The 24,149-nt window shown below is 58.5% G+C and carries 27 protein-coding genes and 1 tRNA gene; 23 read left to right on the top strand and 5 right to left on the bottom strand.

Going from position 1 to position 24,149, the window contains the following annotated elements; all coding sequences use genetic code 11:
* Window position 1: 1 nt before the first annotated feature.
* Both AC1RME_RS17080 and AC1RME_RS17075 read right to left on the bottom strand, forming a co-directional pair.
* A complete protein-coding gene (locus AC1RME_RS17080) occupies window positions 2-2,038 on the bottom strand; it encodes a sensor histidine kinase (protein WP_096818311.1) in 2,037 nt (678 codons plus the stop codon).
* A 45-nt stretch (window positions 2,039-2,083) separates the two neighbouring features.
* A complete protein-coding gene (locus tag AC1RME_RS17075; RefSeq protein WP_096818309.1) occupies window positions 2,084-3,001 on the bottom strand; it encodes a putative 2-dehydropantoate 2-reductase in 918 nt (305 codons plus the stop codon).
* Window positions 3,002-3,141: 140 nt separating this feature from the next.
* Between AC1RME_RS17075 and AC1RME_RS17070 the strand changes: the two genes are divergently transcribed.
* Together AC1RME_RS17070 and AC1RME_RS17065 are read left to right on the top strand one after the other, a co-directional pair.
* Window positions 3,142-3,627, top strand: a complete 486-nt coding sequence (locus AC1RME_RS17070) for a YajQ family cyclic di-GMP-binding protein (protein ID WP_007951218.1) — start codon at window positions 3,142-3,144, stop codon at window positions 3,625-3,627.
* Between the two features lie 138 nt (window positions 3,628-3,765).
* Window positions 3,766-4,605 (top strand): mechanosensitive ion channel family protein, encoded by an 840-nt coding sequence (locus AC1RME_RS17065; RefSeq protein WP_007951217.1) that lies wholly within the window; start codon window positions 3,766-3,768, stop codon window positions 4,603-4,605.
* 121 nt (window positions 4,606-4,726) lie between these two features.
* On the opposite strand, the gene AC1RME_RS17060 is transcribed toward AC1RME_RS17065, so the two are convergent.
* Window positions 4,727-6,073 carry an OprD family porin gene (locus AC1RME_RS17060; protein ID WP_096818306.1) on the bottom strand — a complete coding sequence of 449 codons (1,347 nt, stop codon included), beginning with the start codon at window positions 6,071-6,073 and terminating at the stop codon, window positions 4,727-4,729.
* 878 nt (window positions 6,074-6,951) lie between these two features.
* Here AC1RME_RS17060 and AC1RME_RS17055 point away from each other — a divergent pair.
* Window positions 6,952-7,377 carry an HIT family protein gene (locus tag AC1RME_RS17055; RefSeq protein ID WP_096818651.1) on the top strand — a complete coding sequence of 142 codons (426 nt, stop codon included), beginning with the start codon at window positions 6,952-6,954 and terminating at the stop codon, window positions 7,375-7,377.
* A 2-nt stretch (window positions 7,378-7,379) separates the two neighbouring features.
* Window positions 7,380-7,586, top strand: a complete 207-nt coding sequence (locus AC1RME_RS17050) for a SlyX family protein (RefSeq protein ID WP_096818305.1) — start codon at window positions 7,380-7,382, stop codon at window positions 7,584-7,586.
* A gap of 70 nt (window positions 7,587-7,656) precedes the next feature.
* Here the strand turns inward: AC1RME_RS17050 and AC1RME_RS17045 are convergent, their stop codons facing one another.
* The gene (locus AC1RME_RS17045) at window positions 7,657-8,259 is read right to left on the bottom strand and encodes a cold-shock protein (protein ID WP_096818303.1); all 603 of its coding nucleotides are present in this window, start codon (window positions 8,257-8,259) and stop codon (window positions 7,657-7,659) included.
* 309 nt (window positions 8,260-8,568) lie between these two features.
* Between AC1RME_RS17045 and AC1RME_RS17040 the strand changes: the two genes are divergently transcribed.
* The 19 genes from AC1RME_RS17040 (at window position 8,569) to nadA (ending at window position 23,590) form a co-directional block, all read left to right on the top strand.
* A complete protein-coding gene (locus AC1RME_RS17040; protein ID WP_039766007.1) occupies window positions 8,569-9,039 on the top strand; it encodes a Dps family protein in 471 nt (156 codons plus the stop codon).
* A 241-nt stretch (window positions 9,040-9,280) separates the two neighbouring features.
* Complete coding sequence (locus AC1RME_RS17035) at window positions 9,281-9,625, top strand: ribbon-helix-helix domain-containing protein (protein WP_096818301.1); 345 nt, start codon at window positions 9,281-9,283, stop codon at window positions 9,623-9,625.
* A 113-nt stretch (window positions 9,626-9,738) separates the two neighbouring features.
* Window positions 9,739-9,960, top strand: a complete 222-nt coding sequence (locus AC1RME_RS17030) for an FmdB family zinc ribbon protein (protein WP_096818299.1) — start codon at window positions 9,739-9,741, stop codon at window positions 9,958-9,960.
* 108 nt (window positions 9,961-10,068) lie between these two features.
* Window positions 10,069-11,844, top strand: a complete 1,776-nt coding sequence (gene aspS, locus AC1RME_RS17025; protein ID WP_096818297.1) for an aspartate--tRNA ligase — start codon at window positions 10,069-10,071, stop codon at window positions 11,842-11,844.
* A gap of 134 nt (window positions 11,845-11,978) precedes the next feature.
* The gene (locus AC1RME_RS17020; RefSeq protein WP_085709622.1) at window positions 11,979-12,725 is read left to right on the top strand and encodes a YebC/PmpR family DNA-binding transcriptional regulator; all 747 of its coding nucleotides are present in this window, start codon (window positions 11,979-11,981) and stop codon (window positions 12,723-12,725) included.
* Window positions 12,726-12,823: 98 nt separating this feature from the next.
* Complete coding sequence (ruvC, locus tag AC1RME_RS17015; RefSeq protein ID WP_007951206.1) at window positions 12,824-13,351, top strand: crossover junction endodeoxyribonuclease RuvC; 528 nt, start codon at window positions 12,824-12,826, stop codon at window positions 13,349-13,351.
* A gap of 115 nt (window positions 13,352-13,466) precedes the next feature.
* A complete protein-coding gene (gene ruvA / locus AC1RME_RS17010; RefSeq protein WP_007951205.1) occupies window positions 13,467-14,075 on the top strand; it encodes a Holliday junction branch migration protein RuvA in 609 nt (202 codons plus the stop codon).
* Window positions 14,076-15,137, top strand: a complete 1,062-nt coding sequence (ruvB, locus tag AC1RME_RS17005; RefSeq protein WP_096818296.1) for a Holliday junction branch migration DNA helicase RuvB — start codon at window positions 14,076-14,078, stop codon at window positions 15,135-15,137.
* Between the two features lie 127 nt (window positions 15,138-15,264).
* Window positions 15,265-15,732: a tol-pal system-associated acyl-CoA thioesterase gene (gene ybgC / locus AC1RME_RS17000; RefSeq protein ID WP_096818294.1), complete on the top strand. Its 468-nt coding sequence runs from the start codon at window positions 15,265-15,267 to the stop codon at window positions 15,730-15,732.
* Complete coding sequence (gene tolQ, locus AC1RME_RS16995; protein WP_039766018.1) at window positions 15,722-16,417, top strand: protein TolQ; 696 nt, start codon at window positions 15,722-15,724, stop codon at window positions 16,415-16,417. The genes ybgC and tolQ overlap by 11 nt, the downstream gene beginning before the upstream one ends.
* Window positions 16,418-16,440: 23 nt before the next feature.
* Window positions 16,441-16,893, top strand: coding sequence for a protein TolR (gene tolR / locus AC1RME_RS16990; RefSeq protein ID WP_162803534.1), 453 nt, complete (start codon window positions 16,441-16,443; stop codon window positions 16,891-16,893).
* Complete coding sequence (tolA, locus tag AC1RME_RS16985; protein WP_493091563.1) at window positions 16,893-17,921, top strand: cell envelope integrity protein TolA; 1,029 nt, start codon at window positions 16,893-16,895, stop codon at window positions 17,919-17,921. The genes tolR and tolA overlap by 1 nt, the downstream gene beginning before the upstream one ends.
* Before the next feature lie 29 nt (window positions 17,922-17,950).
* A complete protein-coding gene (gene tolB / locus AC1RME_RS16980) occupies window positions 17,951-19,219 on the top strand; it encodes a Tol-Pal system beta propeller repeat protein TolB (protein ID WP_217993298.1) in 1,269 nt (422 codons plus the stop codon).
* A gap of 52 nt (window positions 19,220-19,271) precedes the next feature.
* The gene (gene pal, locus AC1RME_RS16975) at window positions 19,272-19,769 is read left to right on the top strand and encodes a peptidoglycan-associated lipoprotein Pal (protein WP_003178634.1); all 498 of its coding nucleotides are present in this window, start codon (window positions 19,272-19,274) and stop codon (window positions 19,767-19,769) included.
* A 6-nt stretch (window positions 19,770-19,775) separates the two neighbouring features.
* Window positions 19,776-20,615, top strand: a complete 840-nt coding sequence (gene ybgF, locus AC1RME_RS16970) for a tol-pal system protein YbgF (protein ID WP_096818288.1) — start codon at window positions 19,776-19,778, stop codon at window positions 20,613-20,615.
* 165 nt (window positions 20,616-20,780) lie between these two features.
* Window positions 20,781-21,428 (top strand): 7-carboxy-7-deazaguanine synthase QueE, encoded by a 648-nt coding sequence (queE, locus tag AC1RME_RS16965; protein ID WP_007951198.1) that lies wholly within the window; start codon window positions 20,781-20,783, stop codon window positions 21,426-21,428.
* Window position 21,429: 1 nt separating this feature from the next.
* Complete coding sequence (queC, locus tag AC1RME_RS16960) at window positions 21,430-22,122, top strand: 7-cyano-7-deazaguanine synthase QueC (protein ID WP_085730268.1); 693 nt, start codon at window positions 21,430-21,432, stop codon at window positions 22,120-22,122.
* A gap of 63 nt (window positions 22,123-22,185) precedes the next feature.
* Window positions 22,186-22,261, top strand: a tRNA-Lys gene (locus AC1RME_RS16955).
* Between the two features lie 270 nt (window positions 22,262-22,531).
* On the top strand, window positions 22,532-23,590 hold the full coding sequence (nadA, locus tag AC1RME_RS16950; protein WP_096818286.1) for a quinolinate synthase NadA: 1,059 nt from the start codon (window positions 22,532-22,534) through the stop codon (window positions 23,588-23,590).
* Between the two features lie 58 nt (window positions 23,591-23,648).
* Here nadA and AC1RME_RS16945 read toward each other — a convergent pair whose 3' ends face one another.
* On the bottom strand, window positions 23,649-24,137 hold the full coding sequence (locus tag AC1RME_RS16945) for an RDD family protein (RefSeq protein WP_096818284.1): 489 nt from the start codon (window positions 24,135-24,137) through the stop codon (window positions 23,649-23,651).
* Window positions 24,138-24,149 lie beyond the last annotated feature (12 nt).

Here is a 24,149-nt window from a genome sequence, read left to right as displayed (position 1 = left end):
TTTACCTCGGTAGTTGATTGGTTTCTGCGGCAATGGGTGCAGGTTGCGTCAGCGGCAGGCGCAGGGTGAAGCAGGTGCCTTGTCCCGGTGCCGACTGCACTTCCATCTGCCCTTTGTGGTTGTTGGTGATGATGAAATACGACACCGACAGCCCGAGCCCCGTGCCCTGGCCGATTTCCTTGGTGGTGAAGAACGGCTCGAAGGTACGTTTGCGCACGTTCTCGCTCATGCCGATGCCGTTGTCTTCGACCTGGATCTCGGCCCACGGCGGATTGAGTTTGGTGCGCAAGATGATCCGCCCCGGCTCGCTGTCGTCTTCGCGCAGGTGGATCGCCTGCGCAGCGTTTTTCAGCAGGTTGAGCAGCACCTGTTCCAGCTCGTTGGCGGTGCCCGGAACCGGACCCAGCGCCGGGTCGAACTGACGGATGATCGCCTGACCCTTGAAGTCGAAGCCGATCGCCAGGTCGAAGTCGTTGCCAGCGATATCCACGGCTTGATCGATCAGCGCCGGCAGGTCGCACGGGGCCATCTGCCGGGTGCTGCGGCGACTGAAACTGAGCATGTGGGTAACGATTTTTGCCGCCCGGGCACCGGCCTGCTGAATGCCGTCGAGCAATTGCGGGACTTCCCGGCCTTGCAGGTAGCGGTTCACGGTATCCAGTTCGATGCCCAGTTGTTCGGCCTGCTCGAGGTTTTTCGGCAGGTCGGGCGACAGACGCCGGCGAATGTTCTGCACGTTGTGCAGGATCGCGCCCAGCGGGTTGTTGATCTCGTGGGCCATGCCGGCGGCGAGGCCGCCGACCGAGAGCATTTTTTCCGACTGCACCATCATGTCCTCCAGCGACAGGCGCTGGGTGATGTCGTCGATCCGGATCACCACGCCGCGTCCGGCACCGCCCATCAGTGGATAAAACGTCAGGGCGTAATGCTTGGGCTCGTCGTCCTTGAACCAGGTCACCCGCTCGATTTTCGCCACGGTGTGCTGTTCGACGGTCTGCTTGAGCTGCGGCAGGAAAGGCTTGAGCGGTTCGAACGCGAGGAAGATCGGCTGATTCAGCGCTTCGTCCAGCCGGGTGCCGGAGAGGGCGCTGGCCTCCTGGTTCCATTGCGTGACATAGAGCTGCTCGTCGAGGGCGATCAGCGCCGAGGGCATGGAGTCGATGATGCTGTTGAGGTAGTTCTGAAAACCCGTGAGCTTCTTCTCGATCTTGCTCCGCACCTGGACTTCCAGCTCCAGTTTGCGGTTGGTGTGGCGGGTTTCTTCGGCCAGCCCCTGCGCCTGATCGTAGGCGGCTTGCGAGTCATCGCGGGCGCGCTTGAGTTGCTGCTCCCGGGCCTCGATGCGTGAAAGCATGGTGTTGAAGGCCTCGGCCAGACTGCCGATTTCGTCATGGTTGCCGCGTGAGGCGCGCAGGGCGTAGTTCTCCTCGCGGGTCACCTGGCGGGACAGCTCTTCGAGTTGATGGATCGGCCGGGTGATCAGGCGTTTGATCTGCCGGGCAATTACCAGCCACAACAGCACGCTGAAGATCAGGATCCCGAGGCTCGCCGTCAGGGTGCCGGTGTAGAACGCCATCGGCAGTTCGCTGCTGGCCACCAGCAACAGATGACCTGGCGCAGTGTCGGGACGGGGCAGGGTGATCAGTTGGTTGCTGCGAAACTCGGTGAGTTGCCAGGCTTCGATATGCCGGTAGCGCTCCGGCAGGTTGAGCTTGTCGCCACGTTGCACCTGCGCAATGCGATCGCCCTTGCCGTCATACAGGGCGGCAGCGCGCAGCGGCGAGTAACTGTCGAGTTCCTTGAGCAGGCGCTCGGCACTTTGCGGTGACTGCAACGCTTCGGCGACCAGGCTCGGGTTCGATACCAGTCGGCCAATGGTCTGCAACGCCTGGGGCGCCATGCTTTCCTGGGAAATGTAATAGGCCGCGCTGATGAAGGTCAGGTTCGCGACCAGTAACACGGTGGTCAACAGCACCAGCAGGGCGGCCAGCAGTTTCTGGCCGACCGGCAGGTTTTCGAGGCGCTGGCGCAATGGCATCAGGTTTATCGCAGCAAAGGAACAAGTGGGCAGCGTAGCCGCTGCTCAGTCGACGGGCAATCCGAGACTGTGCAGATGCGCGGTCAGGCGCTGCTGCAATTGCTTCAGATGCGGCAGGTTGAGCTGGTGCCGCTGCGCAACCTTGCAGGCATGGCCCAGCAGGTAGCTGATCTCGGTACGGCGTTTGCTGGCCACGTCCTGATACATGGAGGAGAAATTGGCTGCGGTGGCCGAAATCACCCGTTCGACTTCCTGTTGCAGGTTGTCCGCCGCCGCTGGCTGGCCGCAACGCTCCAGCAATTCGGTCAACTCGGCGCACAGCGTGGCGACTTCGCAGTGATGTTCCTGCAATCCCCCGTTACGGCAGTCGTGTAACACCGTCAGCGGATTGATCGCACAGTTGAGCGCCAGTTTTCGCCACAGCCGGGTGAGGATGTCGGCGCTCCATTCATGAGGAATCTTTGCCGCTTCAAGATCATCCAGCCAGAACGGTGCCACGGGATGACCGGCATCGCCGAGCCAGGTGTAACCGTGGCCGGCAAAGACCACGCGCCAGTCGCCATCGCGAAACGCGCCTTCGGTGCTGGAGGCGCTGATGCAGCGGGCCTGCGGGACTTGCGCGGCGACCGCTTCCTGACTGCCGAGGCCGTTCTGCAGAAGAATCAGTTCTGCATCCGGCGCCAGGCGATGAGCTACACCGGCCACGGCGCTTTCGGCGTCATAGGCCTTGCACGCCACCAGCAGGCGACGGATCGGTTCGGGACTGTCCGGCGTTTCGCCGGGGATGGCGTAGCTGCTGGCCACGCCTTGTTCCACGAGGGTCAGGCCGCCCGCCGTCGCATAGTCATGCAAACGATCGATATTGCGCAGGATCAACCGGACCGGCAATCCGGCCCGGGCCAGGCGCGTGGCCCAGAGTGTGCCGAGACTTCCGGCGCCGAGGATGTGCCAGGGGGTGGACATCAGTTTTTCACTCGGTAAGGTACAGGCATGCAAGGCTCGCCGTGTCGGTGGGAAAAGACCCGTTATAATGAGCCCGATTTTAACCGCAAGCCAAGCGCGCCGCGTCCTGAACGAGCGCGCCTTTTTATTGGAGAGATTACATGCCGTCGTTCGACGTGGTATCCGAACTGGACAAACACGAACTCACCAACGCGGTCGAGAACGCCGTGAAGGAACTCGATCGTCGTTATGACCTGAAAGGCAAGGGCAGCTTCGAATTCAAGGAAAAGGACCTGACCGTCCACCTGACCGCTGAAGCCGATTTCCAGCTGGAAGCGATGATCGAGATCCTCAAGCTGGCCCTGGTCAAGCGCAAGATCGACGTACAGTGCCTCGAAGTCAAAGACTCCTTCGCATCGGGCAAACTGATGAAGCAGGACGCCGTGCTGAAGGAAGGCATCGACAAGGAACTGGCGAAGAAGATCGTCGGCCACATCAAGGAAGCCAAACTCAAGGTGCAGGCCGCCATTCAGGGCGAGCAGGTGCGTGTGACCGGCAAGAAGCGTGACGACCTGCAGGAAGCCATCGCTGCCCTGCGCGCCAAGGAATTCGGCATGCCACTGCAATTCAACAACTTCCGCGACTGAGCCATCCGAGTCGGGAACCTCTCGGCGTTTTCAGCGTCCGAGGCCCAAGCAGCGGCAGAAACGATTGAGCCCCCACAGGGCCGGTCGTTCTGCCGCTGATTTTTTCAGCCCGGGAAGCCGGCAATCAGGAGATAAAAGATGGATTTGAATGCTGAGGTAGACAACCTGGTCAAGGCGTCCCAGGCGTGGATTCCGATGATCATGGAATACGGCAGTCGTGTGCTGTTGGCGGTGATTACCCTGGCGATTGGCTGGTGGCTGATCAACAAGGTCACGCAAAAACTGGGCGGCCTGCTGGCTCTGCGCAATGCCGACCTGGCTTTGCAAGGTTTCATCAGCAGCCTGGCCAACATCATTCTCAAGGTGCTGTTGATCGTCAGTGTGGCCTCGATGATCGGCGTCGAGACCACTTCGTTCGTGGCGGCAATCGGTGCGGCCGGCCTGGCCATCGGCCTGGCATTGCAGGGCAGCCTGGCGAACTTCGCCGGTGGCGTGCTGATTCTGCTGTTCCGTCCGTTCCGCATCGGTGACTGGATCGAAGCGCAAGGTGTGGCGGGTACTGTCGACAGCATCCAGATTTTCCACACCGTGCTGCGTACCGGCGACAACAAGACCATCATCGTGCCGAACGGCAATCTGTCGAATGGCATCATTACCAACACCAACCGTCAGCCAACCCGCAAGGTTGTGTTTGATGTGGGTGTCGATTACGAAGCCGATCTGCAAAAGGCCCGTCAGGTGCTGCTGGATCTGGCCAAGGATGATCGCGTTCTGCAGGATCCGGCGCCGCAGGCTGTCATTTCTACCTTGGGCGATAGTTCGATCACTGTTTCCCTGCGGGTCTGGGTTAAAACTGCAGATTATTGGGATGTGATGTTCATGTTTAACGAACAATCCCGTGATCGTTTAAAGACTGCCGGCATCGATATTCCGTTTCCACAGCGTGTGATTCGTGTGGTTCAGGAATCGGCGGTGTAATGATAGGTTGCTAATTAATTGCCTGACTTGTTGGTCAGGCATTTATTACAAGTGACAGATAACAAAAAAGGCCCATCCGAAGATGGGCCTTTTTTTATGCTACCAAACTAACCACTGACGATTACAAGATGTTCAGTGGGTACTCGGTGATCAGACGGAACTCTTTCACGTCGCCTTCTTTCTCGTCAGAGTTGGCAACGTGCCAAGCCTGGCGAATACGGAAGGACAGGTCTTTTGCTGGACCGCTTTGAACCACATATTTGGCTTCAAAGTTGGTTTCGTGGTGCTTGCCATCTTCACCGTAGAGACCGGCGTAAGAGCTACCCGCTGGAGTGTGGGTACCGTCGATATCCCAGCCTTTAACGTAACGAACCATGAAGCTCAGACCAGGAACGCCATACTCGGCCATTTTCAGGTCGTAACGGGCTTGCAGGGATTTCTCGCCTGCACCGTTAAAGTCGGAGTACTGGATGGAGTTGGCGAGGAAGATCGAGTCGCCACCACGGTTGTTCTTGCCCACGCCGATGTAGTCGAACGGGGTGTCGCCGTTGACCTTCTGGAAGGCCAGGGTGAAGGTGTGCGCTTTCAGGAACGACAGCGCGGTTGCCAGCGAGAAGGCGGTGTTGCTGATTTCGCCCGCTTTGGCGCTACCGGTGTCGGTGGTGCGGTAGATGTTGAAGTCAGTGTTCAACGAAGTGTCACCACCGAATGGAGTGGTGAGGTTCACGTTCGCGTAGTACTGGTTCCAGATGTCTTCCAGCTTGGCGCCGTACAGGGATGCAGTCAGGTTGTCAGTGATGCCGTATTTACCACCGAAGTAGTCGATGTTTTTGGCTTCTACGCCTGCGTAGGTGGCGTAAAGGCCGCCTTCACGAGCGTTTTTGTCCTGGCTGGTAGCCGAGTAGAAGTGACCGGCTTCGAGATCGAGGTCTTTGATTTCACTGCTCTGCAGCTGGAAGCCACTGGCAGTTTGCGGCAGAACGCGGGAACCACCGACAGCGAACACTGGAGCAGTGCTTGGCTGCTGGTCGCCGATTTTCAGCTCGGTTTTGGAGATGCGGAATTTGATGGCTGCGCCGGCTTTGCCTTGGCTCTCATCAACGTCATGGGCATAACCGTTGGCTTTGACAGTATTGCTGCGGCTCATGTTACCGGTACCGGAAGTACCGTCACCGCCGTCCAGTTTGACCGCCAGGTAACCGAATGCATCGATACCGACGCCTACGGTGCCTTGGGTGTAACCGGAAGTGAAGTTGCCGAGGAAACCCTGGGTCCAGTCTTTCTGGTCGTGGCCGCCGTTCTTGTTGTCACGGTTGAAGTAGTAGTTCTTCAACGTTTCGGTCAGTTTGGCGTCTTCAACAAAGCCTTTGGCTTCAGACTGGTCACTAACAAACGGTGCGGCCGTAGCCAACTGAGTACTGGCTGCTGTAACGGCCAGTGCGATCATGCTCCACTTCATCACGCGCATCGTGATTTGCTCCTTTGGTTTTAGAAGAGTACTGCCGTCCCACCTGTTTTATTATCTGGGCGGCTCTTTCTTTTTGTGTCGGCGCAAACTTATATCACGCCGACAATGTTGGCGATACTTGCGCATACAACCTTTCATGTTCTTTACGACGCTGTCGCAAATGGCTTGGTTGATGTCGCAAATTCACAGTACCAATGCAGCCGGACTGACAACTTTATCGCTGTTTCTGGGCCTTTTTGCATCGGTAAAAAAGAGTCCCTGGCAAAACACTTGAATCTCCATCGGGCAACCCTGCCACTGTTTTTTTCGGGCTTTGAGCAACCACTTCCCGTGGCGTGCTCATAGCTCATATGAGTACGAATGCAACAAGCGTGCACAAACCGCAAAATTGATGCGGTTATTTTTCCATGGCCCCGCTCGCTGCTGTAAAAACCTTGTAAATACGGGCCCGCGCGCCCCTTTTTGATGAGGGTTGACGCGCTTGCTCGCTTGGTGTTGTCTCGCGCGTTTTTGCGCATGACAACCAAAAACGTTACCGGTTCACCCTGTCAGTGAGTATTTGGCGGATGCCCGAGCCATTGAGCGTAGACGCACTGTACGGTTTTGGTGCAAATATTTTTTCTGGCTGTACTGAATTCAAACACTTGCACCCTGTCATGACCCTGAACGCGGTAGTGAGTCGCGGTCATTCCGGCGTGTTGCCTGGCTCGGTGGGTCTCGTGCTGGTGCGCGATCGCCAGAAATGTTCCATGTCGGGGCGCCGCTTCATCGTGAAGGGCAGGGCATTCGAAGGTATGCTGCCGTCCTGTCGTTTAGTGCGCCCTCCACCGGGCTGGCCCACTAAGCTGAATATTGTCGATCAGCCGGGAGTACACCCAGTGTTTGCTTTAGATTCACGACTTCAACAGGACACGCTGATCATCGGCGACTTCCCGCTCTGCCGGCTGCTGCTGTCCAACGACGCCAACTACCCCTGGTTCATCCTGGTACCTCGTCGCGACGATATCAGCGAGTTGTTTCAATTGGATGTCGCCGACCAGCAGTGTCTGTGGCAGGAAACCACAGCCCTGGCGGAGGTGCTCAAGGACTCGTTCGATGCCGACAAGATGAACGTTGCCACCTTGGGTAACGTTGTCAGCCAACTGCACATGCATGTGATCGTGCGCAAACGTGATGATGCCGCATGGCCGGCGCCGGTCTGGGGCAAGCACCCCGCCAAACCTTACAGCGCCGAGCAGGTAGCCGCGATCCGCGAGCGCCTGCGCCTGGTGCTGGACGACGATTTCAAGTTTCTGGAGGTTTGATCATGAGCCTGGAAGAACGCGTCAACGATCTGGAAAGCCGTCTGGCGTTTCAGGACGACACCATTCAGGCGTTGAACGACGTGCTGGTGGCGCAACAGAGAGTCGTGGAGCGTCTGCAATTGCAGATGGCCGCGCTGCTCAAGCGTCAGGAAGAAATGGTCGGCCAGTTCGGGTCCTTCGAAGAAGACGCACCGCCGCCGCACTACTGAGTTTCTGCATTTTATTTGGGCAATAAAAAACCGCGAACAGCCAGGCTGTTCGCGGTTTTTTCGTTTCAGATCAGCGACGCGGCAGGGCGGCGATCACGTCTTCGGCTTGCAGGCCTTTGTCACGGTTCATCACCGAGAACTCCACGCGCTGGCCTTCGACCAGAACGCGGTGGCCTTCGCCACGGATGGCGCGAAAGTGCACGAAAATATCATCGCCGGAATCCCGGGAGATAAAGCCGAAGCCTTTGGAGGTGTTGAACCACTTGACGGTGCCGGTATCGCGGTTGCTCATGTCGTAGCTTTGCGCGGCGGCGGCCGGTGAGGATTTATAGAAGCTGACGGCCAGGTGCACGGCCACGGCAACCAGAGCAATGACCAGGCTGAACAGCACAGCTGGCTGGCCGGCGATGACAGGCATCGGCGCGATCAGGGTCAGGGTTTGCAGGACGACGGTCAGTACCAGCAATGCGCTGACCAGATTTTGCAGATGCTGGCGCGGGCCTTTGTTCCAGTACGGGATCACTGGAGCGAGAACCAGGTTCAGCAGGCCGAAAAAGGCCAGGTAAAGTGCATCGGGTTGTTGCAGGTAAGGTACGGCTTCGGATCTCAAGCTAGGTATGAAGGACAGCAGCAAGGCTGCTGCGCCCATTAGCAGGTGGACGATTTTCAACATTTTTAATGACTCACGTTATGACGGCTCACAAGGAAGAGCTGAAGGCGCACGGTTCGCTTCGGAACAATAAGAGGCGTTGGACACGTGCCCGGCATCAGCCTATGCGCAACACCCGGAAAACAGGGCGTAGCGACACACTGCCTATTTAACAGTAAAGCCTGCAGCTACTCAAATAACGCCGGCCAGCGGCAGGGCGTGGGGCGATTTGTCGCCTCTATCGGGTCGATACGGGGGCTGCCATGGGAGGGAGGCCTTGCTACAGTGAACCGACACCTGCTGGATGAATTCAATCGCCGTTAGGGGGTAAGCATGGCAATCGATATCGGTATCAGTGAAGAAGACCGCAAATCCATCGTCGAAGGGCTTTCGCGTCTGCTGTCGGACACCTATGTGCTGTATCTGAAAACCCACAACTTCCACTGGAACGTCACCGGGCCGATGTTCCGCACCCTGCACCTGATGTTCGAAGAGCAATACAACGAACTGGCCCTGGCCGTGGACTCGATCGCCGAGCGCATCCGCGCCCTGGGTTTCCCTGCGCCTGGCGCCTATGCGACTTACGCGCGTCTTTCTTCTATTAAAGAAGAGGTGGGCGTGCCGAGTGCCGAAGACATGATCAAACAACTGGTCGAAGGCCAGGAAGCGGTCACCCGCACGGCCCGCGGTATTTTTCCGCTGCTGGACAAGGTCAGCGACGAGCCGACCGCCGACCTGTTGACCCAGCGCATGCAAGTCCACGAGAAAACTGCGTGGATGCTCAGGGCGCTGCTCGAAGCCTGATCGCCCGAGGCGCACGGACACAATTTGTGGGTCGTGCGCTCGTTTTGGCCGGGAAAAAGCGTTCGCTATTGTAGGAAGCGAAGTAAGCACTTCGCTGGTCCATGATCCTCCCTGTTGTGTTGGCTTATCCTACGTCGACGGTCAAAAAGTCGTCTGGATATACCTTTGCCCCTGCGCTTTTAATGAGGTCACAGGATGTTGCCTTGAAAACAAGCAGCGATGGCAAAGGAGTGTCAACGATATGGAAGGTGGAGACAGGCGAAGTGAAATCGCCATCGGCTCACAGCAGGACAGAGCCGTGGCGCCGTTTCTTGACGAATTCGACATGGCATTGATCCGGCCGTTGGCCCGGTCGGTGCGTTTGAACGGGTTTGCGACCTGCATGCGGCTGGAGCAGGTCTACTGGAATATTCTGGGTCGCATGGCCGAGGAGAATTGCTGTTCGGTCGGCACGCTGTTATCCCGTGTCGATCGCGAAGTGCACTTGCGTCATGGCGGCGTGAAGAACTTCAGCGGTCTGGTACGGGTGGTGTGTGTCGTACATGGCTTGCGCGATGCACCGGTGACCACCGGGGGTTGTCAATGACTGGGCGGCCTGTGCAGTCTTCCGGCTGCACAGGCCGCATTTAATGGATATAATCCCGCTCTTTCGCCACACCGCCCTGCGGGAGTTGGCAATCTGATCGCCGAGACAACGCCATGCCGATGTACGATTACCAATGTGCTTCCTGTGGTCATCAGTTGGAAGCCATTCAAAAGATCAGTGATGCACCGCTGATCGATTGCCCTGCCTGTCAGGCACCAGAGCTCAAGAAACAGCTGTCCATGCCAGGCTTTCGCCTCAGCGGCAGCGGTTGGTACGAAACCGATTTCAAGACCGGCGCGAAGAAGAATCTGGCCGGTGGCGACAAATCTGACTAGGGTTCAGACCCAGGTCGAACGACACGCGCGAGTATCCACCGGTCGCACATAGCTTGAGTGCGATGGATCTCCACCGAATTTCGAATTACGAGAAGCGAAACCACTACCATGATGCGCAGCCATTATTGCGGCCAACTGAACGAAAGCCTGGAAGGCCAGGAAATTACCCTTTGCGGATGGGTTCACCGTCGCCGCGACCACGGCGGGGTGATTTTCCTCGATATCCGTGATCGTGATGGTCTGGCCCAGGTGGTGTTTGACCCGGATCGCGCCGAGAGCTTCGCCGCCGCCGATCGCGTGCGCAGCGAATACGTCGTGAAGATCACCGGCAAGGTGCGTCTGCGTCCGGCCGGTGCCACCAACGCCAACATGGCGTCGGGCATGATCGAAGTCCTGGGCTACGAGCTGGAAGTGCTGAACGAGTCGGAAACCCCGCCGTTCCCACTGAACGAGTTCTCCGACGTGGGTGAAGAAACCCGTCTGCGCTATCGCTTCCTCGACCTGCGTCGTCCGGAAATGGCCGAGAAGTTGCGTCTGCGTTCGCGCATGACCACCAGCATCCGTCGCTTCCTGGACGAAAACGGCTTCCTCGACGTTGAAACGCCGATCCTGACCCGTGCAACGCCGGAAGGCGCGCGCGATTACCTCGTGCCGAGCCGTACCCACGCCGGTTCGTTCTTCGCGCTGCCGCAATCGCCACAGCTGTTCAAGCAACTGCTGATGGTCGCCGGCTTCGACCGTTACTACCAGATCGCCAAGTGCTTCCGTGACGAAGACCTGCGCGCTGACCGTCAGCCGGAATTCACCCAGATCGACATCGAGACCAGCTTCCTCGATGAAAAAGAGATCATGGGCCTGACCGAGCAAATGATCCGCAACCTGTTCAAGGAAGTGCTGGATCTGGAATTCGGCGAGTTCCCGCACATGACTTTCGAAGAAGCCATGCGCCGTTACGGTTCCGACAAGCCAGACCTGCGTATCCCGCTGGAACTGGTCGACGTTGCCGATCAACTGAAAGAAGTCGATTTCAAGGTGTTCAGCGGCCCGGCCAACGATCCGAAATGCCGTATCGCCGCACTGCGCGTTCCAGGCGGCGCGAGCATGCCGCGCAAGCAGATCGACGACTACACCAAGTTCGTCGGCATTTACGGTGCCAAGGGCCTGGCGTACATCAAGGTCAACGAGCGTGCTGCCGGTGTTGAAGGTCTGCAATCGCCGATCGTGAAAAACATCCCGGAAGCCAACCTGAACGTGATCCTCGATCGCGTCGGTGCAGTTGATGGCGATATCGTGTTCTTCGGCGCCGACAAGGCCAAGATCGTCAGCGAAGCCCTGGGCGCGCTGCGTATCAAGCTCGGTCACGACCTGAACCTGCTGACCTGCAAGTGGGCGCCGATGTGGGTCGTCGACTTCCCGATGTTCGAAGAGAACGATGACGGCAGCTTCTCTGCTCTGCATCACCCGTTCACTGCGCCGAAGTGCACCCCGGAAGAGCTCGAAGCCAACCCGGCGGGCGCTCTGTCTCGTGCCTACGACATGGTGCTGAACGGCACCGAGCTGGGTGGCGGTTCGATCCGTATCCACCGTAAAGAGATGCAGCAAGCGGTATTCCGCCTGTTGGGCATCAACGAAGCGGAACAGGAAGAGAAGTTCGGCTTCCTGCTCGACGCCCTGAAATACGGTGCGCCGCCGCACGGTGGTCTGGCTTTCGGTCTGGACCGTCTGGTAATGCTGATGACCGGCGCCCAGTCGATCCGTGAAGTGATCGCCTTCCCGAAAACCCAGAGTGCTGCCGACGTGATGACGCAGGCGCCGGGTGTTGTGGATGCCAAGGCATTGCGCGAATTGCACATTCGTTTGCGCGAAACGCCAAAGGCTGAGTAAGACGGGCCTGAAGGCGCATCTTCGGATGCGCCTTTTTTCTTTCTGTACCCCATGAAAGCAGGTCGCAATTTTGTGTTTGCCGGCCGATGCGCGAGCATGGCGGGCAACGTTTCAAAGAGAATTCGGAGCGAGATATGGCAGGTCATTCCAAGTGGGCGAACATCAAGCACCGCAAAGAACGTCAGGATGCCAAACGAGGCAAGATCTTCACCAAGTGGATCCGTGAACTGACCGTTGCGGCCCGTCAGGGCGGTGGCGATCCGGGTTCCAACCCGCGTCTGCGTCTGGCCCTGGACAAGGCGCTGGGCGCCAACATGAGCCGCGACATCATCGATCGTGCGGTGGCCCGTGGCGCCGGTGCGACCGAGGCGGACAACGTTGAAGAACTGACCTACGAAGGTTACGGCCCGGGTGGCGTGGCGGTGATGGTCGAGTGCATGACCGACAACCGCAACCGTACCGCTGCGGCCGTGCGTCATGCGTTCAGCAAGTGTGGCGGCAACCTCGGTACTGACGGCTCGGTGGCGTATCTGTTCGAGCGCAAGGGCCAGATCAGCTTTGCGCCGGGTGTCGACGAAGACGCGCTGACGGAAGCGGCGCTGGAAGCCGACGCCGATGACGTGGTCACTCATGAAGACGGCTCGATTGACGTGTTCACCTCGTTCACCAGCTTCTACGCCGTGCGAAACGCGCTGGAAGCGGCCGGTTTCAAAGGTGATGATGCGGAAATCGTCATGCAGCCGACCACCAGCGCCGAACTGGATCTGGAAGGGGCGGAGAAGGTGCTCAAGCTGATCGACATGCTGGAAGATCTGGATGATGTGCAGAACGTCTATTCCAATGCTGACATTCCGGAAGACGTGGCTGCTCAGCTCGGTTAAGAGCGACTAGGATTCAATGTGGGAGCGGACTTGCCTGTGTGATCGCGGGCAAGCCAGCTCCCACATTTGTTTTTGTGTTTTTTCGAACCTGCAGGCTTATGACTTTAATTCTTGGTATCGACCCCGGTTCGCGCATTACCGGTTACGGCATTGTTCGTGATACCGGACGCGGCGGTTGCATCTATGTCGCCTCGGGCTGCATCCGCACTGGCGCCGGTGAGCTGCACGAGCGCCTGCAAATCGTCTATCGCGGCGTACGCGAGATTATCCAGACCTATGGCCCGGTGACCATGGGCATCGAAAAAGTGTTCATGGCGAAAAACGCCGATTCGGCGCTGAAGCTTGGGCAGGCCCGTGGGGCCGCTATCGTTGCAGGCGCCGAAGAGAGCCTGGAGATCGCCGAGTACACGGCCACCCAGGTCAAACAGGCCGTGGTCGGCACCGGCGCCGCCAATAAAGAGCAGGTGCAGATGATGGTCATGCACATGCTCAAACTGACCAGCAAGCCGCAAATCGATGCCTCGGACGCCCTGGCCATTGCCATTTGCCATGCGCACACTCGCTCCAGTCTGCTGCCGCACGGTCTGGGAACCGCACGCAGTCGTGGCGGGCGCCTGCGTCTCTGATAGCATCAGCATCAAATTTACGGAATGTGGACTTGCGCGCCTGTGTTGTCGGCCGGAGTTTCTTCGTTCTGATTGTCGCCAGCCCACGGCTGGCCAACGCTCAAGGATCTGAAACGTGATTGGACGCTTGCGCGGCACCCTCGCTGAAAAACAGCCGCCGCACCTGATTCTGGATGTAAACGGCCTCGGGTATGAGCTGGAAGTGCCCATGACCACCTTGTATCGCCTGCCGTCGGTCGGTGAACCGCTGACCCTGCACACCCATCTGGTCGTGCGCGAAGACGCACAGTTACTCTATGGTTTTGCCGGCAAGCGTGAGCGAGACTTTTTTCGCGAGTTGATCCGTCTCAATGGTGTGGGGCCGAAACTGGCCCTGGCCTTGATGTCGAGCCTGGAAGTCGATGAGCTGATTCGTTGCGTGCAGTCCCAGGACACCTCGGCGCTGACCAAGGTGCCGGGTGTGGGCAAGAAAACCGCCGAGCGTCTGCTGGTGGAGCTCAAGGATCGCTTCAAGGCGTGGGAAACCTCGCCGGCCATGTTTGCGCTGGTGCCGAACCAGCCGGACGGCCCGGCGCCGGTCAACACCGCCGAGAACGACGCGGTCAGCGCGCTGATTTCCCTGGGCTACAAGCCGCAGGAAGCCAGCAAGGCGATTTCCGCGATCAAAGAGAAAGGCCTGAGCAGCGAAGACATGATCCGACGCGCCCTGAAGGGAATGATTTAAGTGATTGAAGCTGATCGTCTGATCGCCGCCACGCACAGTCCGCGTGAGCGCGAAGAAGTCCAGGATCGGGCGATACGTCCCGTCAGCCTGGCCGAATACATCGGCCAGCCGACCGTTCGCGAGCAGATGGAACTGTTTATCCAGGCCGCCCGTGGCCGTAGTGAATCCCTCGACCACACCTTGATCTTCGGCCCGCCGGGTTTGGGCAAGACCACGCTGGCTAACATCATTGCCCAGGAAATGGGCGTGTCGATCAAAAGTACTTCGGGCCCGGTGCTCGAACGGCCGGGAGATCTGGCGGCGCTGCTGACCAATCTTGAGCCGCACGACGTGCTGTTCATCGATGAAATCCATCGTCTGTCGCCAATCGTCGAAGAAGTGTTGTACCCGGCGATGGAAGATTTTCAGCTCGACATCATGATCGGTGAGGGACCGGCGGCGCGTTCGATCAAGCTCGATCTGCCGCCGTTCACCCTCGTTGGCGCGACGACGCGGGCGGGGATGCTGACCAACCCGTTGCGTGACCGTTTCGGTATCGTCCAGCGTCTTGAGTTCTACAGCACCGCCGACCTGGCGACGATCGTCAGCCGTTCGGCGAACATCCTCGGCCTGCCGCTGGACCCGGAAGGTGCCTTCGAGATTGCCCGTCGTGCTCGGGGTACGCCGCGGATCGCTAACCGGTTGTTGCGCCGGGTGCGGGATTTTGCCGAAGTCCGGGCCAAGGGCCACATCACCAAGTCCGTCGCCGACCTGGCGCTGAACCTGCTGGATGTCGACGAGCACGGCTTCGATCATCAGGACCGGCGTTTGCTGTTGACCATGATCGAGAAGTTCGATGGCGGCCCGGTCGGTATCGACAGCCTGGCGGCGGCGATCAGCGAAGAACGCCACACCATCGAAGATGTGCTGGAGCCATATTTGATTCAGCAGGGTTACATCATGCGTACGCCGCGGGGCAGGGTGGTGACCCGGCACGCATACCTGCATTTTGGTTTAAACATTCCGTCACGAATGGGCGAGATGCCTGTGGTAGACGAGTTTCTCGATGCCGTGGACGATTAATACACATTTATTGTCGATTTATTCAGCGTTTGTACTGTCTCAGGACGGTACTTTTGCGGTAAAGCCTTCGAACAATGAAAAACAGTTGCCTGGCTGGATTGGCAACCCGAGGAGTAAGCACTAGAGTATGCGCGCGCAAAACGGGCTTGAGTCGTTCGCACATCGTTGTCGCGTTTATTACGAGGACACCGATGCGGGCGGCATCGTGTATTACGTTAATTACCTCAAGTTTATGGAACGGGCTCGAACCGAGCGGCTCCGGGAGCTGGGCTTTGCCCAGTCGGCGCTGGCAGGGGAGGACCTGTTGTTCGTCGTGCACTCCAGCGAAGCGCGTTACCACGCGCCGGCGCGACTGGACGACGAGCTGCTGGTAAGCGCTGATGTAATCGAATTGAACCGTGCCAGCCTGCGCTTCAGACAGCAGGTCAGGCGGGCAACGGATAATGTGCTGCTCTGTGAGGGGCAGTTTCTGGTGGCCTGTGTGCGCACTAACAGTTTGAAACCCCGGGCCCTTCCCGAAGACTTGCGTGCGGCTTTCGCCGACGCGGTCGGCACGGGTACACACTTAAAGCAGGAGATAAAGCGTGGAAGCTAACGTCGTCGACCATTCCTCCATGTGGAGCCTGGTCAGCAATGCCAGCATCGTGGTGCAGTTGGTAATGTTGACTCTGGTGGCCGCATCGGTGACCTCATGGATCATGATCTTTCAGCGCAGCAATCTGATACGCGCCGGTCGACGTGCCCTGGAGAGCTTCGAGGAGCGCTTCTGGTCGGGTATCGACCTGTCCAAGCTCTATCGTCAGGCCGGCAGCAACCCGGATCCGGATTCGGGCGTCGAGCAGATCTTCCGTGCCGGCTTCAAAGAGTTCTCGCGCCTGCGCCAGCAGCCGGGTGTCGATCCTGAAGCAGTGATGGAAGGCGTGGCCCGTGCCATGCGTGTTGCCATCTCCCGCGAGGAAGAAAAACTCGAGCAGAGCCTGCCATTCCTCGCCACCGTAGGTTCGGTCAGCCCGTACATCGGTCTGTTCGGTACCGTCTGGGGGATCATGAACTCCTTCCGCGGCCTGGCCAGCGCACAGCAGGCCACTCTGGCCACTGTGGCTCCAGGTATCGCCGAAGCCCTGATCGCCACCGCGATCGGCCTGTTCGCCGCGATCCCGGCCGTTATCGCTTACAACCGTTTCTCTGCCCGCAGCGAAACCTTGCTGAGCCGCTACTACACCTTCGCCGATGAATTCCAGGCGATCCTGCACCGCAAAGTGCACACCAGCGAAGAATAAGCAGGTATTTCCCGATGGCTTTAATCACTCGAGCCCGACACAAGCGCAAGCCGGTCGCCGAGATGAACGTAGTGCCTTACATCGACGTGATGCTGGTGCTGCTGGTCATCTTCATGGTGACTGCGCCGATGCTCAATCAGGGCGTGAAAGTGGATCTGCCCAAGGTTTCCAGCGAAGCCTTGCCGCAGGACAACAACACCCAGGTGCTGACCATTTCGATCAAGGCTGACAAGACCTACTACTGGAACCTTGGCAGCGAAGTCGATACTGAAAAGCAACAGGACAGGGCCATGACCCTGCCGCAGATGACCGATGCGGTGACCAAGATCATTCGCGCCGGCACTGAAGGCGGCAAGCGTACCCAGGTCTTCATCCGTGGCGACAAGTCCGTCGATTATGGCTCCGTCATGGGCGCCATGGGCGGGTTGCAGAAAGCCGGGGTCGGTAATGTTGGCTTGATTACCGAGGCCCCCTGATGCAGCAACAGCGAGAGCCGTCCGCCTCGGAAAGCTACTTCTGGCCTAGTGTCTGGGCGATTGGCTTGCACGTGCTGGTGTTCGGCATGCTGTTCGTCAGTTTTGCCCTGACGCCTGAGCTGCCGGTGGCCAAGCCGATTGTCCAGGCGACCCTGTACCAGCTGAAATCGAAAAGTCAGGCGACCACCCAGACCAATCAGAAGATTGCGGGTGAGGCGAAGAAATCCGCCGCGCGTCAGACCGAAGTCGAGCAGATGGAGCAGAAAAAGGTCGAGCAGGAAGCGGTGAAGGCTGCGGAACAAAAGAAAGAAGAAGCGGCTCAAAAGGCCGAGGAAGCCAAGAAGGCCGACGAGGCGAAGAAAGCGGAACAGGCGAAGAAGGCTGACGAAGCCAAGAAAACCGAAGACGCGAAGAAAGCCGCCGACGCCAAGAAGGCAGAAGAGAAACAATTGGCTGATATAGCCAAGAAGAAAGCCGAAGAAGAGGCCAAGAAGGCTGCTGAAGAAGAGGCCAAGAAAGAGGCCGCTGAAGAAGCCAAGAAGAAAATAGTCGAAGACGCGAAGAAGAAAGCCGCCGAAGACGCCAAGAAGAAAGCTGCTGCCGATGCTGCGAAGAAGAAAGCGCAGGACGCGGCACGCAAATCGGTCGAGGACAAGAAGGCTCAGGCTCTGGCCGACCTGCTGTCTGACAAGACCGAGCGTCAGCAGGCTTTGGCAGATGAAGTGGGTGATGAAACCGCCGGCAACTTCGATGATCTGATTCGTTCGCGAGCATCTGAAGGTTGGGCGCAGCCTCCGTCGGCCCGTAAAGGCATGAAGGTGGTACTGCAAATCAACATGCTCCCTGACGGAACGATCTCCGGTGTTTCGGTTGCTCATTCCAGCGGTGACGCGCCGTTCGACAGCTCTGCCGTCGCGGCTGTAAAAAATATTGGTCGATTGACCGAAATGCAGGGTCTGAAGCCAGCGGATTTCGCACCCTATCGTTCATTCAAGATGACATTCACACCTGAGGATCTAGCCTTGTGAGAAACCTTCTTCGAGGACTGCTTGTAGTCATGTTCTGCTTTGCAGGACTGGCTTCGGCAGATGAAAAAAATATCCTGGTCAGCAGTGGCAGCTCCCAGGCAACGCCAATTGCCGTCGTGCCGTTCGGCTTCCAGGGCGGCGCCGTCCTGCCGGACGACATTGCTGAAATCGTTGGTAACGATCTGCGCAACTCGGGCTACTACGCTCCGATTCCAAAGCAGAACATGATCAGCCAGCCAAGCCAGCCGAGCGAAATCATCTTCCGTGACTGGAAGGCGGTAGGTGCTCAGTTCATCATGGTCGGCAACATCGTGCCGGCCGGTGGCCGCTTGCAAGTGCAGTGGGCTCTGTTCAACGTCGCTACCGAGCAGAAAGTGGCGGACGGCAGTGTTTCCGGCACGACCGAGCAACTGCGCGACATGGCGCACTTCATCTCTGACCAGTCGTTCCAGAAACTCACCGGTATCGACGGTGCGTTCTCGACTCGCCTGCTGTACGTGACGGCTGAACGCTTCTCCGAGAAGAACACCCGTTACACGCTGCAACGTTCGGACTATGACGGTGCCCGCGCCGTAACCCTGCTGCAATCGCGCGAGCCAATCCTGTCGCCGCGTTTCGCACCGGACGGCAAGCGTATTGCCTACGTGTCGTTCGAGCAGAAGCGTCCACGCATCTTCATGCAGAACATCGACACCGGTCGCCGTGAGCAGATCACCAACTTCGAAGGCCTGAACGGTGCTCCTGCCTGGTCGCCGAATGGTGATCGCCTGGCGTTCGTACTGTCGAAAGACGGCAACCCGGACATCTACGTGATGAACCTGGCTTCGCGTCAGATCACCCGCGTGACCGCAGGTCCTGGCATCAACACCGAACCGTACTGGGGCAAGGATGGTTCGACCATCTACTTCACCTCGGACCGTGGCGGCAAACCACAGATCTACAAAACCAGTGCAAGTGGCGGCGGTGCGGAGCGAGTGACCTTTATCGGTAACTACAACGCCAACCCGAAGCTTTCGGCTGATGAAAAGACCCTGGTAATGATCCATCGCCAGGACGGTTTCACCAATTTCAAGGTGGCAGCCCAGGATTTGCAGCGGGGAAGTGTAAAAATCCTCACTGATAGCACTCTGGACGAGTCGCCTACTGTTGCGCCCAACGGCACCATGGTAATCTACGCCACCCGCCAACAGGGCCGGGGAGTCTTGATGCTCGTGTCCATTAATGGACGCGTTAGGCTCCCGCTTCCTACCGCTCAAGGCGAAGTCAGAGAACCGTCCTGGTCCCCTTACCTGAAGTGAGCGGGCGCTACACGTTTTACTTAACACACTGGGGTTCATTAGGAGTTTCACGATGGAAATGCTGAAGTTTGGTAAATTTGCTGCGCTGGCTCTGGCCATGGCTGTAGCTGTAGGTTGCTCGTCCAAAGGCGGCGACAACGCCGGTGAAGGCGCTGTTGATCCAAACGCTGGTTACGGCGCAAACACTGGTGCCGTTGACGGTTCCCTGAGCGAAGAAGCTGCTCTGCGCGCAATCACCACCTTCTACTTCGAATACGACAGCTCGGACCTGAAGCCAGAAGCCATGCGCGCTCTGGACGTTCACGCCAAAGACCTGAAAGCAAACGGCGCTCGCGTTGTTCTGGAAGGCAACACCGACGAACGTGGTACTCGTGAGTACAACATGGCACTGGGCGAGCGTCGTGCGAAAGCCGTTCAGCGCTACCTGGTACTGCAAGGTGTTTCCCCAGCTCAGCTGGAACTGGTTTCCTACGGCGAAGAGCGTCCAGTTGCTACCGGCAACGACGAGCAGTCCTGGGCTCAAAACCGTCGCGTCGAACTGCGTAAGTAATTCGATATGCGAACGTGCCGTCGTGCTGTAACTGTTCTGGCTCTCAGCCTCGCGCCGCTTGCGGCGTGGGCTGCGGTTCCTGTGGTCGATGACAACTCCGGTTATAACAATAGCGGGAGCAGTTATCCGCCTGCAGGTTACGGTACGAACGGCGCCTATGCCGGGGGAGCGGCTTCGGCCCCTGCCTCGGCACAAGGCATGCTGTTCAACCAACTGCAACAAATGCAGGATCAGATATCGCGCCAGCAAGGCGTGATCGAAGAACTGCAGAATCAGGTTGCGCGCATGAAGCAAGAATCCCTGGAGCGATACCAGGATCTTGATCGGCGCATAGGATCCGGTGCTGCACCTGCCGCGACTCCTGAGAATTCTTCTGCCGGTGGCGATGCAAGTGCTGCTGCCGGTGCCGCCGCTGGAGCCGGGGCCGCTGCGGCCGCCCAGGCACCTGCCGCGGGTGGCGAACCGGCTGATCCGGCCAAGGAAAAGCTGTATTACGATGCAGCCTTCGACCTGATCAAGGCCAAGGATTTCGACAAGGCCAGCCAGGCTTTCGCCGCCTTCCTGCGTAAATACCCGAACAGCCAATACGCGGGCAATGCCCAGTACTGGTTGGGTGAAGTGAACCTGGCCAAAGGCGATCTGCAAGGTGCAGGTCAGGCTTTTGCCAAGGTTTCGCAGCTCTATCCCAAGCATGCCAAAGTGCCGGATTCGCTGTACAAGCTGGCTGACGTAGAGCGCCGCCTCGGTCACACCGACAAGGTCAAAGGCATTCTGCAACAGGTGGTGTCCCAGTATCCGGGTACCTCCGCTGCTCAGTTGGCCCAGCGCGATCTGCAGCGCATGTAATACTGTTTGACCCGTTTAGAAGAAACCCGCGCTTGTCGCGGGTTTTTTCGTTAGAATTCACGCCCTTTTATGAAACACGCTTCTGGTGATCTACGCGATGGCGGGGTTGCCTGAAGTGCCTGACGGAGGCGGACAGCCTGTTTAGCTGTTACGCCCGTGGCGACTATGCAAGACACATTGAGAATCACCGAAGTTTTCTACTCGTTGCAGGGGGAAACGCGGACTGCCGGGCTGCCCACGGTTTTTGTGCGCCTGACCGGTTGCCCATTGCGTTGCCAATACTGCGACAGTGCCTACGCGTTCAGCGGCGGCACCATTCGTACACTCGACGATATCCTCGAGCAGGTAGCCGGGTTTCGCCCGCGCTACGTCTGTGTCACTGGCGGTGAGCCGCTGGCACAGCCCAATGCCATTCCTTTGCTCAAGCAGTTGTGCGATGCCGGCTACGAAGTCTCGCTGGAAACCAGTGGCGCCCTCGATATTTCCGCGGTCGATCCACGGGTCAGTCGGGTTGTCGACCTGAAGACCCCCGATTCCAAAGAAGCCCATCGCAATCGTTACGAGAACATCGAGTTGCTGACGCCCAACGATCAGGTGAAGTTTGTCATCTGCTCGCGGGAAGACTATGACTGGGCGGTATCCAAGCTGATCCAGTACGGTCTTGAGCGGCGTGCCGGCGAAGTGCTGTTTTCCCCGAGCCACCATGACCTGAATGCTCGGGATCTGGCGGATTGGGTAGTGGCGGACAATTTGCCGGTACGCCTGCAATTGCAACTGCACAAGTATCTATGGAATGACGAGCCGGGGCGCTGAGATGACTGAACAACTGAACACCACTGAAAAGCGTGCGGTCATTTTGCTGTCCGGCGGCCTGGACTCGGCCACGGTCGTGGCGATGGCCCGCGCCGAAGGCTATCGCTGCTACACCATGAGCTTCGATTACGGCCAGCGTTCACACGCCGAACTGCACGCCGCCGCACGCGTCGCTCGCGATCTGGGCGTGGTCGAGCACAAGGTGATCGGTCTGAACCTGAACGGCATGGGCGGTTCGGCCCTGACCGACAGCAGCATCGATATCCCGGAGGAACTGGGTGAAGGCATTCCGGTGACTTATGTGCCGGCGCGCAACACGGTGTTCCTTTCTCTAGCGTTGGGTTGGGCTGAAGTATTGGGCGCTCGTGACATCTTTATTGGTGTCAACGCAGTGGACTACTCCGGCTACCCGGATTGCCGTCCCGAGTTCATCGAATCGTTCGAGCGCATGGCCAACCTGGCGACCAAGGCTGGTGTGGAAGGCAACGGTTTCCGCATCCAGGCCCCGTTGCAGAACCTGAGCAAGGCACAGATCGTCCAGGCCGGCGTGAAGCTTGGTGTTGACTACGGGCTGACGGTTTCCTGCTATCAGGCGGACGATAATGGCCGTGCGTGCGGCAAATGCGACAGCTGCCGACTGCGTGCAGAAGGCTTCGCAGCGGCCGGAATCAGCGACCCGACACCTTATTTTTGATTATTTTCAAATTAGGTGTTGAATAGTCCTTAAAAATCAGTATTATACGCGCCACCACACAGCGGGTCGTTAGCTCAGTTGGTAGAGCAGTTGGCTTTTAACCAATTGGTCGTAGGTTCGAATCCCACACGACCCACCATATTTGGCGGTTTAGAAAATCCGGAAGGCCCACGAAAGTGAGGATTTCCGGGTTTTTTTTTGCCTGCGATTCGGGCATGTCTCCTTTCGGCGCCGTTGCGCTGACATAGGTCAGAATCATCTTTTGCATCACCGGGATATTCTGTAGCCTTGCGCAGCTTCAACGCTGTCCTTGCCTGATAAAACTCACTCTCCCGGCGGTACCCTCAAGCGGTCCGGAGCCGGGTGTATACTCGACTTTCGCGCGAATGCGCCTGCAGGTCTTGCGAACATGACGCAGATTTCCGAACGCCTTCTGGTACAAGCCCACCTCGACGCCAAGCAGCCCAAACCGCTGACGGCCGAGGAAGAGGCTTATTACCGTTCCGCCATCGCCGCCGAGCTCAAGGCTCAGGACGCGGTGCTGGTTGCCCACTTTTATTGCGATCCGATCATCCAGGCCCTCGCCGAAGAAACCGGCGGTTGCGTTTCAGACTCGCTGGAAATGGCCCGCTTCGGCAACGCCCACCCGGCCAAGACCGTGGTGGTCGCCGGCGTGAAGTTCATGGGCGAAACCGCGAAGATTCTCAACCCGGAAAAACGTGTACTGATGCCCACCCTGGAGGCGACCTGCTCGCTGGACCTGGGTTGCCCGGTGGATGAGTTCTCGGCGTTCTGCGATCAGCATCCAGAGCGCACGGTCGTGGTGTATGCCAACACGTCGGCGGCGGTCAAAGCCCGGGCCGACTGGGTGGTGACATCGAGCTGCGCGCTGGAGATCGTCGAAAGCCTGATGGACAACGGCGAGACCATCATCTGGGGCCCGGACAAGCACCTGGGCACCTACATTCAGCGTCAGACCGGCGCCGACATGCTGCTCTGGGATGGTGCGTGCATCGTCCATGAAGAGTTCAAGTCCAAGCAGCTGGAAGACATGAAAGCGTTGTACCCGGACGCGGCCATTCTGGTGCACCCGGAGTCGCCGACGTCGGTGATCGAGCTGGCGGACGCCGTCGGTTCCACCAGCCAGTTGATCGCTGCCGCACAAACGCTGCCGAACAAGACCCTGATCGTCGCGACCGACCGCGGCATCTTCTACAAGATGCAGCAGCTGTGCCCGGACAAGGTCTTCATCGAGGCGCCAACGGCCGGTAACGGCGCGGCATGCCGCAGTTGCGCACATTGCCCGTGGATGGCCATGAACACCCTTGAGCGCACGCTGAAGTGCCTGAAGGAGGGTTCGAACGAGATCTTCGTCGACCCGGCGCTGATTCCCCAGGCGATTCGCCCACTCAAGCGCATGCTCGATTTCACTCAGGCTGCGCGGTTGAAGCTGGCCGGCAACGCCTGACCTTGAGCCACAAACAAAAACGCCCCGATTTGATCGGGGCGTTTTTGCATCTGCAGGATTATTTGGCTTTCTTCGGGATCCGCACCAGTTGCGTGTCCGAATAGATGTCATGCCAGGTACGCTTGCGTTTGTCGAACAGCGACCAGAAGAATCCCACGCCCAGGCACAGCCACGATGCGATCGACACCATGAACCGCAGCAGCGCCTGCCACAGGCTGATCGCGGTGCCATCGGCATTCTGTACGCGGATGCCCCACACCTGCATGCCCAGTGTCTGGCCAGCGTGAGTCCAGAACTTGGCGAAGAAGCCAAACAGCACCAGCAGCAACACGGTGGAGTAGAGCGGGTCGCCGTCCAGCTTGCCGGCGTCGGTCAGCACTCGCAGGCGCTCTTCGCCGATGATCGTGGCCTGGATCATCTTGTAGATCCCGCCGGTGACGATCAGCAGGGCGGTACACAGCAGAAAGTCATAGAACATCGCTGCCAGACGACGACCCAGGCCAACGGCGGGAAAATCGCCCTGGGGGATGAGCAAGTGTTTCGACATGGCAGCCTCTGG

The organism is Pseudomonas sp. GW822-FHT03F08, assembly GCF_058801265.1.
This window is presented reverse-complemented; position numbering and strand designations above follow the sequence as displayed.